The sequence below is a fragment of the Streptomyces dengpaensis genome (genome assembly GCF_002946835.1).
Taxonomy (GTDB): Bacteria; Actinomycetota; Actinomycetes; order Streptomycetales; family Streptomycetaceae; genus Streptomyces; species Streptomyces dengpaensis.
This window is the reverse complement of record NZ_CP026652.1, coordinates 6,443,891-6,459,435: the sequence shown is the minus strand read 5'-3', so window position 1 is coordinate 6,459,435 and position 15,545 is coordinate 6,443,891. Positions and strand designations below refer to the sequence as shown.

At 71.1% G+C, this 15,545-nt stretch carries 11 protein-coding genes; 4 read left to right on the top strand and 7 right to left on the bottom strand.

The window, feature by feature from the left end:
• Positions 1–89: 89 nt before the first annotated feature.
• The 7 genes from murD to rsmH all read right to left on the bottom strand — a co-directional run bounded on the left by murD (position 90) and on the right by rsmH (position 9,456).
• The gene (gene murD / locus C4B68_RS29740; protein WP_099501016.1) at positions 90–1,541 is read right to left on the bottom strand and encodes a UDP-N-acetylmuramoyl-L-alanine--D-glutamate ligase; all 1,452 of its coding nucleotides are present in this window, start codon (positions 1,539–1,541) and stop codon (positions 90–92) included.
• On the bottom strand, positions 1,523–2,596 hold the full coding sequence (gene mraY, locus C4B68_RS29735; RefSeq protein WP_099501014.1) for a phospho-N-acetylmuramoyl-pentapeptide-transferase: 1,074 nt from the start codon (positions 2,594–2,596) through the stop codon (positions 1,523–1,525). Before mraY ends, murD begins: the two co-directional genes overlap by 19 nt.
• Positions 2,593–4,014, bottom strand: coding sequence for a UDP-N-acetylmuramoyl-tripeptide--D-alanyl-D-alanine ligase (locus C4B68_RS29730; RefSeq protein ID WP_099501013.1), 1,422 nt, complete (start codon positions 4,012–4,014; stop codon positions 2,593–2,595). Before C4B68_RS29730 ends, mraY begins: the two co-directional genes overlap by 4 nt.
• A 4-nt stretch (positions 4,015–4,018) precedes the next feature.
• The gene (locus C4B68_RS29725; protein WP_099501011.1) at positions 4,019–5,596 is read right to left on the bottom strand and encodes a UDP-N-acetylmuramoyl-L-alanyl-D-glutamate--2,6-diaminopimelate ligase; all 1,578 of its coding nucleotides are present in this window, start codon (positions 5,594–5,596) and stop codon (positions 4,019–4,021) included.
• A 213-nt stretch (positions 5,597–5,809) separates the two neighbouring features.
• Positions 5,810–7,762 (bottom strand): peptidoglycan D,D-transpeptidase FtsI family protein, encoded by a 1,953-nt coding sequence (locus C4B68_RS29720; protein ID WP_276311603.1) that lies wholly within the window; start codon positions 7,760–7,762, stop codon positions 5,810–5,812.
• Positions 7,763–7,767: 5 nt separating this feature from the next.
• A complete protein-coding gene (gene ftsL, locus C4B68_RS29715; protein WP_099501008.1) occupies positions 7,768–8,337 on the bottom strand; it encodes a cell division protein FtsL in 570 nt (189 codons plus the stop codon).
• A 159-nt stretch (positions 8,338–8,496) separates the two neighbouring features.
• Positions 8,497–9,456, bottom strand: a complete 960-nt coding sequence (gene rsmH, locus C4B68_RS29710; protein WP_099501006.1) for a 16S rRNA (cytosine(1402)-N(4))-methyltransferase RsmH — start codon at positions 9,454–9,456, stop codon at positions 8,497–8,499.
• Positions 9,457–9,881: 425 nt separating this feature from the next.
• On the opposite strand from rsmH, the gene C4B68_RS29705 reads away from it, so the two are divergent.
• The 4 genes from C4B68_RS29705 (at position 9,882) to C4B68_RS29690 (ending at position 15,492) form a co-directional block, all read left to right on the top strand.
• The gene (locus tag C4B68_RS29705) at positions 9,882–10,430 is read left to right on the top strand and encodes a beta-class carbonic anhydrase (protein ID WP_099501181.1); all 549 of its coding nucleotides are present in this window, start codon (positions 9,882–9,884) and stop codon (positions 10,428–10,430) included.
• Positions 10,431–10,694: 264 nt separating this feature from the next.
• Positions 10,695–11,732 carry an AAA family ATPase gene (locus C4B68_RS29700; RefSeq protein WP_099501004.1) on the top strand — a complete coding sequence of 346 codons (1,038 nt, stop codon included), beginning with the start codon at positions 10,695–10,697 and terminating at the stop codon, positions 11,730–11,732.
• Positions 11,732–13,105 carry a DUF58 domain-containing protein gene (locus C4B68_RS29695; RefSeq protein ID WP_099501002.1) on the top strand — a complete coding sequence of 458 codons (1,374 nt, stop codon included), beginning with the start codon at positions 11,732–11,734 and terminating at the stop codon, positions 13,103–13,105. Before C4B68_RS29700 ends, C4B68_RS29695 begins: the two co-directional genes overlap by 1 nt.
• Positions 13,102–15,492, top strand: coding sequence for a transglutaminase TgpA family protein (locus C4B68_RS29690; RefSeq protein ID WP_099501000.1), 2,391 nt, complete (start codon positions 13,102–13,104; stop codon positions 15,490–15,492). Before C4B68_RS29695 ends, C4B68_RS29690 begins: the two co-directional genes overlap by 4 nt.
• Positions 15,493–15,545: the final 53 nt, after the last annotated feature.

The following is a 15,545-nucleotide window of genomic DNA, read 5'->3' as shown; positions in this document are numbered from 1 at the left end:
TGCCACCGGCGTGAAGTCGCCGACGATGCGCCGACCACGATGGCGTCACGCGTCCCTCCCAAGGGTCCCGAGGCGCCTGGGTCCCGCCGTCAGGCGCTCGCGGCGCCGAGTTCGCGAACCGCCTCCGCGAAAGCGTCACCGCGCTTGTTGTAGTTGGCGAACATGTCCATGGAGGCGCAGGCCGGAGCCAGCAGCACCGTGTCACCGGCCTGAGCGAGCCCTCGCGCCTCCTGGACCGCCGCGAGCATCGCCCCAGTGTCGTTCCGGTCGAGGTCGACGACCGGGACTTCCGGCGCGTGTCGCGCCAGCGCTTCGCCGATCAGCGCGCGATCCGCGCCGATCAGGACGACGCCCCGAAGCCGCGGTGCCGACTTGGCGACCAGCTCGTCGAAGGTCGCGCCCTTGGCGAGCCCGCCCGCGATCCAGACGATCGACTCGTACGCCGCCAAAGAGGCTTCCGCGGCATGCGTGTTGGTGGCTTTGGAGTCGTCTACGTACGCGACCCCGTCCACATCGGCGACGTGCGCGATGCGGTGGGCGTCGGGGCTGAAGGCCCGCAGCCCGTCGCGTACGGCCGAGGCGGGCACTCCGTAGGCGCGCGCAAGGGCCGCCGCCGCAAGGGCGTTGGCGATGTTGTGCGGAGCCGGCGGATGGACGTCCGAGACCTCCGCCAGCTCCTGGGCGTTCTTCTGCCGGTTCTCGACGAAGGCGCGGTCGACCAGGATGCCTTCCACGACGCCGAGTTGGGACGGACCGGGCGTGCCGAGCGTGAAGCCGATCGCCCGGCAGCCCTCCTCGACGTCCGCCTCGCGCACCAGGTCCTCGGTGGCCTTGTCCGCCACGTTGTAGACGCAGGCGACCCGATTCCCTTCGTAGATACGGCCCTTGTCGGCGGCGTACGCCTCCATGGAGCCGTGCCAGTCGAGGTGGTCGGGCGCCAGATTCAGTACGGCGGCGGAGTGGGCGCGCAGGGAGGGCGCCCAGTGCAGCTGGTAGCTGGAGAGTTCGACGGCGAGGACGTCGTACTGCTCGTCGCCGAGGACCGCGTCGAGGAGCGAGACGCCGATGTTGCCGACCGCCGCCGTGCGCAGGCCCGCCGCCTTCAGGATGGAGGCGAGCATCTGGACGGTCGTGGTCTTGCCGTTGGTGCCGGTGACCGCGAGCCACGGCGCGGCGTCGGGACCGCGCAGCCGCCAGGCGAGTTCGACGTCGCCCCAGACCGGGACGCCCGCCGCGGCGGCCGCGGCGAACAGCGGCTTGTCCGGCTTCCAGCCGGGCGCGGTCACGATGAGCTCGGTGCCCTCGGGCAGGGTGCTGCATCCCTCAGCGGCTCCGCCGCGGGCGTCACCGAGGCGCACGGTGATGCCGAGCGCCTCCAATTCCGCGGCCTGGGCCCGGGAGCGCTCGTCGTCGCCGTCGTTGACGACGGTGACGACCGCTCCGAGGCCGTGCAGCACCTTGGCCGCCGGGATGCCCGAGACGCCGAGCCCGGCGACAGTGACGCTCTTGCCCTGCCAGTCGGTCACTTCTTGGCTGCCCATCCTGCGTAGAAGAGGCCCAGTCCCACAATGACGCACATGCCCTGAATGATCCAGAAGCGGACCACCACAAGGACTTCGGACCACCCCTTGAGTTCGAAGTGGTGCTGGAGTGGCGCCATGCGGAAGACGCGCTTGCCGGTCAGCCGGAAGGAGCCGACCTGGATGACGACCGACATGGTGATCAGGACGAAGAGGCCGCCGAGGAGCGCGACGAGCAGCTCCGTGCGGGAGCAGATCGCGAGACCGGCGAGCGCACCGCCGAGGGCCAGCGAACCGGTGTCACCCATGAAGATCTTGGCCGGCGAGGTGTTCCACCACAGGAAGCCGAAGCAGGCGCCCATCAGGGCGGAGGCGACCACCGCGAGGTCCAGTGGGTCGCGCACCTCGTAACAGGCGGCGGGGTTGGTCAGGGTCGCCGCGTTGGCGCAGGACTCCTGGAACTGCCAGACACCGATGAAGGTGTAGGCACCGAACACCATCGTCGCGGCGCCGGTGGCGAGGCCGTCCAGGCCGTCCGTCAGGTTCACGCCGTTCGACATGGCGAGAATCATGAACAGCGCCCAGACAACGAACAGCACCGGGCCGATGGACCAGCCGAAGTCCTGGACGAAGGAGAGCTTCGTGGAGGCCGGGGTGTTGCCCCGGTTGTCGGCGAACTGCAGGGCAAGGACCGCGAAGGCGATACCCACGATCAGCTGGCCGGCCATCTTCGCCTTGGCCCGCAGACCGAGCGAGCGCCGCTTGACGATCTTGATGTAGTCGTCCAGGAAGCCGACCAGGCCCATGCCCGCCATCAGGCCGAGCACCAGCAGGCCCGAGAACGTGGGCGGGTAGCCCGTGATCACCTTCGACAGGAAGTACGCGATGATCGTCGCCAGGATGAAGGCGATACCACCCATGGTCGGCGTACCGCGCTTGCTGTGGTGCTCGCGCGGGCCGTCATCGCGGATGTACTGCCCGTAGCCCTTGCGGGCCAGCAACTTGATCAGCAGCGGTGTGCCGATCAAGGTCAGGAACAGACCAATGACTCCCGCGAACAGGATCTGCTTCATCATCGGGCGGCAACCTCACCCTCGGCACCGCTGTCGAGCAGCGCCTGGGCCACCCGTTCGAGCCCGACCGACCTGGACGCCTTCACGAGTACGACGTCTCCTGGGCGCAGTTCACTGCGCAACAGGTCGACAGCCGCCTGTGCGTCGGACACGTGCACCGACTCCTCACCCCACGAACCCTCGTTATATGCGCCCAGTTGGAGCCAGGACGCTTCCCTGCCCCCGACCGCGACGAGCTTGCTGACGTTGAGCCGGACGGCGAGCCGTCCGACCGCGTCGTGCTCGGCGAGCGCCTCGTCACCGAGCTCGGCCATCTCACCGAGCACCGCCCACGTACGGCCCCCCTTCGCCTGTGAGGCTTTGCCCATGGCCGCGAGCGCGCGCAGGGCGGCTCGCATGGACTCGGGGTTCGCGTTGTAGGCGTCGTTGACGACCGTCACGCCGTCCGGGCGCTCGGTGACCTCCATCCGCCAGCGGGAGAGGGAGCCCGCCTCGGAGAGCGCCACGGCGATCTCGTCTGCGGACATGCCCAGCTCATGGGCGACGGCGGCCGCGGCGAGCGCGTTCGACACGTGATGCTCACCGTACAGGCGCATGGTCACGTCACTGCACCCGGAGGGTGTGCGAAGGCTGAAGGCGGGCTGTCCATTGTCCGTGAGACGGACGTTCTCGGCGCGTACGTCCGCTTCGTCGGACTCCCCGAAGAGGAGCACGCGTGCCTTCGTACGGGACGCCATGGCGCGTACGAGGGGATCGTCGGCGTTGAGGATCGCGGTGCCGTCCTCCGGGAGGGCCTCGACGATCTCACCCTTCGCCTGTGCGATGTGTTCGCGGCCGCCGAACTCGCCGATGTGGGCGGTGCCGACGTTGAGGACGAGGCCGATCTTCGGAGGCGTCAGATCCGTGAGGTAGCGGATGTGGCCGACGCCGCGGGCGCCCATCTCCAGCACGAGGAACCTGGTCTCCTCGGTGGCGCTGAGCGCGGTGAGCGGCAGTCCGATCTCGTTGTTGAGCGAACCGGGCGTGAAGACGGTCGGCGCCTTGCGCCGCAGCACCTGCGCGATGAGGTCCTTGGTGCTGGTCTTGCCCGCGGAGCCGGTGAGGGCCACGAGGGTCGCGCCGAGCCGTTCGACGACATGGCGGGCGAGGGCACCGAGGGCTGCCCGCACGTCCGCGACGACGATCGCGGGCACGCCGACGGGGCGGGACGCCAGGAGGGCGACCGCGCCCGCCTCGATCACCGCCTCGGCGAAGTCATGGCCGTCCACCCGCTCGCCCACGAAGGCGACGAAGAGGCTGCCGGACTCCACCTCACGGGAGTCCCGGACGACCGGTCCGGTGATCTGTACCGACAGATCCGGTATGTCGTAGGTCTGCCCGCCGACGACTGCTGCGATCTCGGCGAGAGAGAGGGCGATCACAAGTTCATCCCTGGGTCTTCTGGATAGCTTCGCGAAGCACCTGGCGGTCGTCGAAGGGACGCACCACCCCGGCGATGTCCTGGCCCTGCTCATGGCCCTTGCCGGCGACCAGCACCGTGTCACCCGGCTCTGCGCGGGCGACGGCGGCGGCGATGGCCGCGGCCCGGTCCTCGAAGACCTGGACCTCGCCGCGCTCGTGCGCGGGCACGGACGCCGCGCCCTGAAGCATGGTCGCGAGGATCGCGAGGGGGTCCTCTGAGCGGGGGTTGTCGGAGGTCAGTACCGCGGTGTCGGCGAGCCGGGCCGCCGCCGCGCCCATCGGCATCCGCTTGGTCGTGTCCCGGTCGCCACCGCAGCCGAGCACCACGTGCAGGCGGCCGCTGGTCACCTTGCGCAGAGCGCGCAGGACCGATTCGACAGCGTCCGTCTTGTGGGCGTAGTCGACGACGGCGAGGTAGGGCTGGCCCGCGTCCACGCGCTCCAGGCGGCCCGGCACGCCCGGTACGGCGGCGATGCCGTCCGCGGCGGTCTGCGGGTCGAGCCCGGCGGCGGCGAGGGCGACGATCGCGGCGAGCGTGTTCGCCACGTTGAAGGGGCCCGCGAGCGGCGACCTGGCGGTGATCCGCTCCCCCTTGGGGCCGACCACGGTGAACGTCGAGTCCATGGGGCCGACTTCGACGCCCTCGGCGCGCCAGTCGGCGTCCGGGTGGCCCTCGGCGGAGAAGGTGACGACCGGGACGGTCGCTTCCTCGGTGAGCCTGCGGCCGTACTCGTCGTCGAGGTTGATGACGCCGAGTCTGCTGCGTTTCGGTGTGAACAGCTGCGCCTTGGCCCGGAAGTAGTCCTCCATGTCGGAGTGGAACTCCATGTGTTCCGGGCTGAGGTTGTTGAAGACGGCGATGTCGAAGACACAGCCGTCGACGCGGCCGAGGACCAGCGCGTGGCTGGAGACCTCCATCGCGACCGCGTCGACGCCGCGCTCACGCATGACCGCGAACAGCGCCTGGAGGTCGGTGGCTTCGGGGGTGGTGCGCTCCGACTTGATGCGCTCGTCGCCGATGCGCGTCTCGACGGTGCCGATGAGCCCCACCCGTCGCCCACCACCGCCCTCAACCGACGACGCTTCGCGCCGGCCCCTCTCGTCCGTGGACCGGACCGTCTTCAGGCCGCCCTCGATGAGGTAGGCCGTCGTGGTCTTGCCGGAGGTGCCGGTGATGCCGATCTGGAGCAGATCGCGGCCGGGGTGGCCGTAGATCGTGGCCGCCAGCTCGCCCATCCGCCCGCGAGGGTCGTCGACGACGAGAACCGGGAGGCCGGTGGCCGCGGCGCGCTCGGCGCCGGCCGGGTCGGTCAGGACGCCGACGGCACCGAGGCCGGCCGCCTGGGTCACGAAGTCGGCGCCATGAAGGCGGGCGCCGGGCAGGGCGGCGTACAGGTCGCCGGGGCGCACGGCACGGGAGTCATGGGTGATGCCCGTGACCTCCGCGGTCGACGCCGGGGCGGTGGCACCCAGCTGACCGGCCAGCTCCGCGAGGGGTGCGGCGGAGACGTGAACCGGTCGCGGCGGCCCCGGATATGTCACAGGAACGCCCTTCTGGGTGGTTTGGGACTGATCAGCGTGTGGCACGGCGGTGAGCGTACCGGGCGTACCCCCGCCGGAGCGAAGCGAGGGGTTCGGCGGGGGCTGTTTCCGGGAGGCCGGGGTGATCGTTGTCACGAGCTGTTCCTGGTCCGTTGTGCTTGGGGGGCCGGTCAGGGCGTACGGTCGGAGTGGATCAAGGTCTGTCGCAGAGGGTCACGGCTTGAACGTGACGGGCAGTCTGACGGGCTGGGCCCCGGTGGGCGGGACCTGGAGGGTCTTCAGGGCGAACTCCATGACCTGCTTGTAGATGGGTCCGCAGATCTGGCCGCCGAAGTAGCTGCCCTTGGTGGCGTTCTGGATCACGCAGTAGACGGTGATCCGCGGGTTGTCCGCGGGGGCGAAGCCGGCGAACGACGACGTGTAGCCGCGGTACTTGCCGGTGGCCGGATCCACGCGGTTGGCCGTACCCGTCTTGCCCGCGACGCGATAGCCGGGGATGCGCGCCTTGACGCCGGTGCCCTGCTCGTCGTCCACGACGGACTCCAGCATCTGGGCGAGGGTCTTCGCCGTCTTCTCGCTCACGACCCTGGTCTTCTTGGGCTGGCCGGCGGGGATGAAGCGGCCGTCGGGCCCCTCCGTGCCGCGCACCAGCGTCGGCTCGATCCGTACGCCGCCGTTGGCGATCGTCGAGTAGACGGACGCCGCCTGCATCGCGTTGATCGACACACCCTGGCCGAAAGGAATCGTGTACTGCTGCGACGTGGACCATGTGTCGGGCGAGGCGAGGATGCCCGCCGTCTCGCCGGGGAAGCCGAGCCCGGTGTGGCTGCCGATGCCGAACTTGCGCAGATACGAGTAGAGGACCTTGTTGGCCTCCTTCTGCGTCTTGCCGAGCTGGCCGGTCGCCAGGATGGTGCCGATGTTGCTGGACTTGGCGAGCACGCCATTGAGCGTCAGGTACCAGGTCGGGTGGTCGATGTCGTCATGGAAAAGCCGGTCGCCGCGATGCAGCCGGTTGGGCACGACCACGTGCGTGTCCGGCGTCGCCACGTTCTCCTCGAGGACGGCGGCCATCGAGGTCAGCTTGGCGGTGGAGCCGGGCTCGTAGGCGTCTTCCAGGCTCCAGTTGTGCAGGGCGTTCGCGTCGGCCTCGGAGAGGTCGTTCGGGTCGAAGCCGGGCGAGTTGGCCATAGCGAGGATCTCGCCGGTCCGGGTGTCCTGCACTATCACGTACCCGCGGTCCGCCTCGGACTTCTTCACCTGCTCGGAGATGGCATTCTGCGCGGCCCACTGGATGTCGCGGTCGATGGTCAGCTCGACGTCGGAGCCGGCCACGGCGGGCGTCTCGGTGGAGCCCGCCGTCGGCACCTGACGGCCGCCGGACTGGGCGTAGCGGATCTTGCCGTCCTTGCCGGCGAGCTCCTTGTTCAGCTGCTGCTCGAGTCCGCCGCCGCCCTTGCCGTCGGCGTTGACCCAGCCCAGCAGCCCGGCGGCGAGATCACCGTTGGGGTACACACGCTTGCTGGCCGGGACCGCGAGGACGCCCGCGAGGACATTGACAGTGCTGGGGTCGGTCTCCGCCTTCGCCAGGAACGTGTTCTTCAGGTCCTTGATCTGCGTCCACACCTGGGGGGTCTGCCGGTGCGCGAGCAGGGTGTAGCGGGTGTTCTTCGTCCGCAGCTTCTTCGCGATCGTGTCCACGTCCTGGCCGATCATCGGGGCGAGCAGCGCGGCGGCCTGTTCGGGCGCGTCCGTCACCTTCGTCGCCTTCTGCGTGAACATCGTCGGATCGGCCGTGATGTCGTACGCGTCCACGCTCGTCGCCAGCTCGACGCCGTTGCGGTCGGTGATCCCGCCGCGCTCGGCGGCCAGCGTGCGCCCGACATAGCGGTTCTGCTCGGCCTTCGCTGCGTAGGTGCTCGCGTCCACGGCCTGCACCTGAAGCAGCCGTACGACGAAGGCGATCATCACCAGGGTCAGCGCGAGGCTGACCATCCGCAGGCGGGGGCGTGGGTTGCCGAGCCGGATGACACGCGGACCGTTCGGCCGGGATGTGCCCGGGCGGCGCGCGGGGCGGGCACCGGGTCCCGGGCGCCGCTGGCCCCCGGGACGTACGGGCCTGGCGGGTCCGGGCACGCGACGGCGCGGCGGTTCCCTGTCGGACACTTCCGTCACCTGCCGGGGGTCGTGGAGGGCTGTGCGGACGGGGTGGGGGCCTGAGCCGAGGGGCCCGCCGTGGCGGATGGAGACGGCCGCGGGGCGGGTGTGGAGGGCTGCGTGGAAGGCGTGGACGGCTGCGTGGCTGGCGACAGGGTCTGGCCCGGGGACGTGGCGAGAGCCTCGGGCGCGGGGACCTTCGGGGGTCGCGCGGCGGACTGCCGGGCGGCTCCCGGGACGCCCATGACGGTGCCGTCGGGGTTGAGGAAGGCCGGGTCGCCGCCGGGGACCATGCCCAGTTCGCGGGCGCGCTGCTGCAGGGCGTCGGGGGCGGCGTAGGCGTCCACGTCCCGCTGGAGGGCCTGCTCCTCGTCGGTGAGACTCTTGGTGTCCTTCTGCAGGTCATCGAGGCGGAACGCGCCTTCGCTGAGCGCGGAGTTCAGCACGAGGAGCCCGATGAGACCGCCGCCGAGCAGGAGGACGACCAGCAGGACGAAGGGGGCGCGGGCTGCCTGTCCGGCACCGGCCGGCAGCAGCCGTGCGAGCCGGGCGGCCCGCCCTCTGAGTTCGGGTTTCCTGCTCACGCACCCTCCCTGTCGGTTTGTTCGCCGGGGGCCTGGGGTCTGCTCTCCGCCGGCCCTGTGGGTTCGTCTTCCGCGGGTTTGGTTTCCCGACTCACGACCGTCCGGTGAGTCTGGATCCCCAACCCGGTGCGGACTCACGCGCCCCGCCCTCACCCTGCCTCACTCGGCGTCGTCCTCACGGATGCGCTGCGCCCCCCGCAGCCGTGCGGGAGCCGCCCGCCGGTTCTCGGCGACCTCTTCCTCGGTGGGCAGCTCGGCACCGCGGGTGAGCAGCTTGAGCCGCGGCTGGTAGCGCTCGGGGACGACCGGCAGGCCGGGCGGCGCGGTGGAGGCGGCGCCGGCCGCGAACACCTGCTTGACCAGCCGGTCCTCCAGCGAGTGGTACGACAGGACGGCGATGCGGCCCCCCACGGCGAGCTCCTTCACGGCCGCGGGAATCGCCCTCTCCAGGACGCTGAGTTCGCCGTTGACCTCGATGCGCAACGCCTGGAAGGTGCGCTTGGCGGGGTTGCCGCCGGTGCGCTTGGCCGCCTGCGGGAGCGCGTCGCGGATCAGCTCGACCAGCCGCGCGCTGTTGCTGAAGGGCTCCTTCTCGCGTTCGCGCACGATCGCGGAGACGATCCGCTTGGCCTGCTTCTCCTCGCCGTACGCCCGCAGGATCCGCACCAGTTCGCCCGCCGGGTAGGTGTTGAGCACCTCGGCCGCGCTGATGCCGGTCGTCTGGTCCATGCGCATGTCGAGCGGGGCGTCCTGCGCGTACGCGAACCCGCGCTCCGCCTCGTCGAGCTGCATGGAGGAGACGCCGAGGTCGAACAGGACCCCCTGGACGCGCGGGATGCCCAGGCGGTCGAGGACATCGGGCAATTCGTCGTAGACGGCGTGCACGAGGGTGGCGCGCTCACCGAAGGGGGCGAGCCGCTCCCCGGAGAGGCGCAGCGCCTCCTTGTCGCGGTCCAGGGCCACCAGACGGGCCTCGGGGAAGTGGGTGAGGAGCGCCTCGCTGTGGCCGCCGAGCCCCAGGGTGCAGTCGACGACGACGGCTCCCGGCTCGGCCAGGGCAGGGGCCAACATGTCCAGGCACCGCTGGAGCATCACCGGGACGTGTCGACTCTCGCTCAAGGGGCCCTCTCAGTTCCGGCGCGCCGTACGCACCGCCGGGTCCCCACCCGCTCGAGAAGGGGAGGCCTGCTGGCGCCGGGTGAGTGGCGTCAGCCGACCGGGAGCGGGAGGAGGCCGAGCCGTACGTACGCGCCGCGCACGCGGGGGAGACGCCGGAAAATCGCCGGGCCTCCAGGGGAAAACAGTCCAGCAGGGAGAGCCTCGCCTCCCGCTTCGCGTCACTTTAGTCCACGCTGTCTCGCGGTCAATCAACCGGCTTGCGCGTCGCCGGGCCCGCCCCCGATGAAGCGGCAAATCCGTAAGAATCACCCGTACGGGTGGGCCGATACTGCCCGTGTGGGTTACCTCACACCAAGCCACCATGACGTTCTTTGTCCCTGTCTCACAGCGGGCCTCCGCCCCAGGTGACCGTTACCGTCATGGGTATGACGACTTCCGCATCCGTTCCCACCGAGCCCGAAGGCGCCATAGCCACCAAGGGCACCGTGACCGACCGCCTCGTCGACGCGAACGAGCGGTACGCCTCCGCGTTCACCGACCCCGGGATGGACGCCCGTCCCGTGCTGCGCGTCGCGGTGGTGGCGTGCATGGACGCCCGGCTCGACCTGCACGCCGCGCTCGGCCTGGCGCTGGGCGACTGCCACACCATCCGCAACGCCGGCGGGGTCGTCACCGATGACGTGATCCGTTCCCTCACGATCAGCCAGCGGGCGCTCGGCACCCGCAGCGTGGTCCTCATCCACCACACCGGCTGCGGCCTGGAGAACCTCACCGAGGACTTCCGGCACGAGCTGGAGGACGAGGTCGGCCAGCGTCCCGCCTGGGCGGTGGAGGCCTTCCGGGACGTCGACCAGGACGTACGGCAGTCGATGCAGCGCGTGCGCACCTCTCCGTTCCTGCTGCACACCGACGACGTACGCGGCTTCGTCTTCGACGTGACGACCGGTCTTCTGCGCGAGATCGACCCCGCCTGACCGGCTCCGCAGGACTCGCAGGCGCCGTCCGCCGGAGACTCGGGCGACGCTCTCTTCACGAAAAACCCCAGCCTTCCGATGCCCAAAGGGCCGTAAGACCCGACATATCGCGGCCAGTTATCCACAGGCGAGTGACACGAACCGGTAACGGCAACAAGAATGCGGGTGTGGCGTCACGCGGAACTTTTCACGCGTGGTGTCCGTGTTTCGGGGTGGGCCGGTCCGCACAGGGCGTCGGCCCGAGAACGGGCCGAGGAGGGCCGGGTGACGACCTATGACGATCGAGCGAGCCTTACAGATCTGACCGCCACTGTGGAGCGTGTCCGCAGTTCGGTGGAAGGAGTGATCGAAGGCAAGCCTGAGGTCGTACGGCTTTCGCTGACCGTACTGCTCGCCGAGGGACATCTCCTCATCGAGGATGTCCCGGGCGTCGGCAAGACCATGCTCGCCAAGGCACTGGCGCGGTCCATCGACTGCTCGGTGCGGCGCATCCAGTTCACGCCCGACCTGCTGCCCTCGGACATCACGGGTGTGTCCATCTGGGACCAGCAGCGCCGGGACTTCGAGTTCAAGCCGGGCGCGATCTTCGCGCAGATCGTGATCGGCGACGAGATCAACCGCGCGTCGCCCAAGACGCAGTCCGCGCTCCTGGAGTCGATGGAGGAGCGCCAGGTCACCATCGACGGGCAGACCTACGAACTGCCCAGCCCCTTCATGGTGGTGGCCACGCAGAACCCGGTCGAGATGGAGGGCACCTACCCGCTGCCCGAGGCACAGCGCGACCGCTTCATGGCCCGTGTCTCCATCGGCTACCCCAGCGCGGACGCCGAGTTGCAGATGCTGGACATCCACGGCGCGGTGAACCCGCTGGACGACCTCCAGCCGGTGGCGCACGCGCACGAGATCGTGAAACTGATCGACGCGGTCCGCACGGTCCATGTCGCCGACCCGGTGCGGCGCTACGCGGTGGACCTGGTCGCGGCCACGCGCACGCACCCCGACCTCAGACTCGGCGCCTCGCCGCGCGCCACGCTGCACCTGCTGCGCGCGGCGAAGGCGTCCGCAGCCCTGAGCGGCCGGGAGTACGCGCTGCCGGACGACGTCCAGGCACTCGCCGTCGCGGTCCTGGCCCACCGCCTGCTGCCCACGGCCCAGGCGCAGTTGAACCGCCGCACGTCCGAGCAGGTCGTCCAGGAGATCCTGCAGCGCACCCCCGTCCCCGCGGCTCCCCATCAGCAGGCCGGCTTCACGATGGGCCGCGGCACACCCGCGTACGGCCAGCAGCCACCCCGGAGGCTGTGATGACGCAAGGGGGGGCGGGGAGCACCGGGCACACCGCCGAGGAGGACAAGGGCGGGCTGCGCACCGCGCTCGCCGGGCTCACCACGCGCGGGCGCTCCTTCCTGGCCGCCGGAGTCGCCGCCGCGATCTGCGCGTACGTCCTGGGACAGAGCGATCTGCTCCGGGTCGGCCTGCTCCTCGCGGTCCTGCCGCTGGTCTGCGCGACGGTGCTGTACCGCACCCGCTACCGGGTCGCGGGCAGCCGCAGGCTCTCCCCCGGGCGCGTGCCCGCCGGTTCCGAGGCCCGCGTCCATCTGCGGATGGACAACGTCTCGCGGCTGCCCACCGGACTGCTGATGCTCCAGGACCGGGTGCCGTACGTGCTCGGTCCGCGGCCCCGGTTCGTCCTGGACCGGGTCGAGGCGGGCGGCCGGCGCGAGGTGTCCTACCGCGTGCGCTCGGACCTGCGCGGCCGCTACCCGCTGGGACCGCTGCAGCTGCGGCTCACCGACCCGTTCGGGATGTGCGAACTGACCCGCTCCTTCTCGACGTACGACACGCTGACGGTCATCCCGCGCGTGGAGGCGCTGCCGCCGGTGCGGCTGACCGGTGAGGTGAAGGGGTACGGCGACGGACGGCAGCGCTCGCTCGCACTGGCCGGCGAGGACGACATCATCCCGCGCGGGTACCGCTACGGCGACGACCTGCGCCGGGTGCACTGGCGCCTGACCGCGCGCTACGGCGAGTTGATGGTCCGCCGCGAGGAGCAGCCGCAGCGCTCGCGCTGCACGGTGCTGCTCGACACCCGGGGCATCGCCTTCCAGGGCGCGGGCCCGGACTCGGCCTTCGAGTGGGCCGTCTCGGGTACGGCGTCGACGCTGGTGCACATGCTCGAACGAGGCTTTTCGGTACGGCTGTTGACCGACACCGGCAGCTCGGTGCCCGGCGAGGGCGCCGACGGGTTCGCGGGCGCCAGCCAGGAGTCGGCGGACGCGGCCGGAATGATGATGGACACACTCGCCGTCATCGACCACTCGGACGGCACGGGCCTGTCCCGTGCGTACGACGTGCTGCGCGGTGGGAACGAGGGGCTGCTGATCGCCTTCCTCGGCGATCTCGACGAGGAGCAGGCGACGGTGCTCGGCAAGATGCGCCAGCGCAGCGGCGGAGCTGTCGCCTTCTTGCTGGACAGCGAGACCTGGGTGCGGGAACCGGCCGACGCCCCCGGCGCGTTGGACAGTAGCGAGGATCGACTGCGCATGCTGCGCGAGGCGGGCTGGACCGCCGTGACGGTGCCGCGGGGGGCCGGGCTCGCCGACCTGTGGCGGGAGGCGGACCGCCAGCGCACGCAGGTCGCGTCGACGGGGACTTCGGCGGGGGGAGACGGCTCATGAGCGGGCGCGCGCGACTGGCACTGTGCGCGGCGGCGGCCACGCTGATGGCTGCCTGCGCCCTGCTGCCGCTGGTCGACCCGGCGACCTGGATCTTCCAGGCGGCGTTCCTGCTGGCGGTGCAGACCGGTGTGGGCGCGCTGACCCGGCGGGTTCCGCTGGCCCGGCCGCTGACCGTGGCGGTGCAGGCGCTGGTGACGCTGATGCTGGTGACGCTGTCCTTCGCCCGGCAGCAGGCCGTCTTCGGGATCGTCCCGGGGCCCGAGGCCTTCGATCATTTCGGGTTGCTGTTCCAGGCGGGCACCGACGACATCGAGCGGTATTCGATTCCGGCACCACTGTCCGACGGCATCCGGCTGATGCTGATCGGCGGCGTCCTGGTGATCGGGCTCGCCGTGGACGCGCTCGCGGTGACGTACCGCAGCGCGGCGCCCGCGGGACTGCCGCTGCTCGCGATGTACTCGGTCGCCGCGGGGCTCTCCGGCGGCGGCGCCGCGTGGCTGTGGTTCCTGCTCGCGGCCGCCGGCTATCTGATGCTGCTCCTGGCCGAGGGCCGCGACCGGCTCTCGCAGTGGGGCCGCGTCTTCGGCGGGGCGCCTCGCGCACCGGGCCCCGACTCCGCGGGCGGCGCCGTCGCGCCGGTCCGCACCGGGCGGCGCATCGGCGCGGTCGCCCTGGGCATCGCCCTGGTGATGCCGCTCGGCCTGCCCTCGCTCGACGGCGGCCTGCTGGGCAGCACGGGGACGGGTGTCGGCAACGGGCCCGGGGGCGGCGGCACGATCTCCGCGGTGAACCCGCTGGTCTCGCTCCGCGACAGCCTGAACGTGGACGAGGACCGCGAGGTCATGTCGTACCGCACCAACACCGACGACACCCAGGACCTCTATCTGCGGATCGTCTCCCTGGACGAGTTCGACGGCACGGCCTGGAAGCCCGCCCAGCGGCACATCGAGGGCGTGCCGGACACTTTCCCGACGCCGATCGGCCTGGGCGGCGACGTGCGGCGGAACTCGGTCCAGACCAGTCTCCAGGCGGCCGACTGGTACGCGCAGGACTGGCTCCCCATGCCGTACCCGGCCAGCAAGGTGAACATCAAGGGCAGCTGGCGGTACGAGCCCGTGGGACGCACGCTCGTCGGCGACCACGGCCAGAACACACGCGGCATGCGGTACGACGTCACCAGCCTGATAGTGCAGCCGACCGCGGAGCAGCTCGCGAACGCGCCGGAACCGCCGACGGCGCTGAAGCGCGAGTTCACCCAGGTGCCCGAGTCGTTGCCCGCGGTGGTGGAGACGACCGCGCGCAGGGTCACCGAGGGCTCGGCGAACCACTACGAGCAGGCGGTCAAGCTCCAGGACTACTTCGCCGTCACCGGCAATTTCCGCTACGACACACAGGTCCAGGTCGGCAGCGGCTCCGCCGCGATCGCCCGCTTCCTGAGGGACAAGGAAGGCTTCTGCGTCCACTTCTCCTTCTCGATGGCCGCGATGGCCCGGACGCTCGGGATACCGGCCCGTGTGGCGGTGGGCTTCACACCCGGCTCCCCGGACGCGGACGGTTCGATGAGCGTGATGCTGCGGGACGCACACGCCTGGCCCGAGCTGTACTTCGAGGGCGTGGGCTGGACCCGCTTCGAGCCGACCCCGAACCGGGGCACGGTGCCGGAGTACACCCAGACGGACACGCCCGGTGTCGACGTACCGAGCGTGCCCAGGCCGACGCAGTCCGCGTCCACGGCGCCCTCCGCCGCCCCGTCGGCGAGCGAGAGCTGCACGGCGCAGCAGCGGAAGCTGGAAGCGTGCCCGAGCACGTCCGCGCCGGCGGCGGCGAGCGCCCATGACGACGACTGGCCGTGGTTCAAGATCCTCGGGCTGACCCTGGTGGGGCTCCTCGTACTGGGAGTGCCCTTGCTGCCGATGCTGTGGCGGATGCGGATACGGGCCGTCCGGCTCGGCGGGCACGGCCGCACCGAGGCGGACGCGGCGGCGTACACGCTGGGGGCCTGGCAGGAGGTGACCGATACGGCGTGGGACTACGGGATCGCGCCGGAGGAGTCGCAGACGCCGCGCAAGGCCGCCGCGCGAATCGTCCGTCTCGGGAAGCTCGATCCGACGGCCTCGGATGCGGTGCACCACCTCGCAGCGGCCGTGGAGCAGGTCCTCTACGCCCCGCGTCCCCGACCGGTGGCGGGCCTCGCGGACGACGCGCGCCGTATCGCGGAGGCCCTGAGCACCTCCGCGAGCCGCCCAGCCCGCCTCCGCGCGCTTCTCGCGCCCCGCTCGGCCGTCCGTGTGGCCTGGGCGGTCTCGACCCGCTGGGCGGCCCTGACGGCCCGTCTCGCGGCCCGCAGGGAGACACTGCTGCGCCGCCCCTCGGGACACAACAGCTGACGGTCAGCGGCGGCGTGTGAAGGGCCCGCACCCCGGCCGGGGTGCGGGCCCTT

Excerpts from the sequence above, each read along its gene's own strand:
- murD (WP_099501016.1), bottom strand. The coding sequence starts at position 1,541 with ATGGGCAGCCAAGAAGTGACCGACTGGCAGGGCAAGAGCGTCACTGTC.
- mraY (WP_099501014.1), bottom strand. The coding sequence starts at position 2,596 with ATGATGAAGCAGATCCTGTTCGCGGGAGTCATTGGTCTGTTCCTGACC.
- C4B68_RS29705 (WP_099501181.1), top strand. The coding sequence starts at position 9,882 with ATGACGACTTCCGCATCCGTTCCCACCGAGCCCGAAGGCGCCATAGCC.
- C4B68_RS29695 (WP_099501002.1), top strand. The coding sequence starts at position 11,732 with ATGACGCAAGGGGGGGCGGGGAGCACCGGGCACACCGCCGAGGAGGAC.
- C4B68_RS29690 (WP_099501000.1), top strand. The coding sequence starts at position 13,102 with ATGAGCGGGCGCGCGCGACTGGCACTGTGCGCGGCGGCGGCCACGCTG.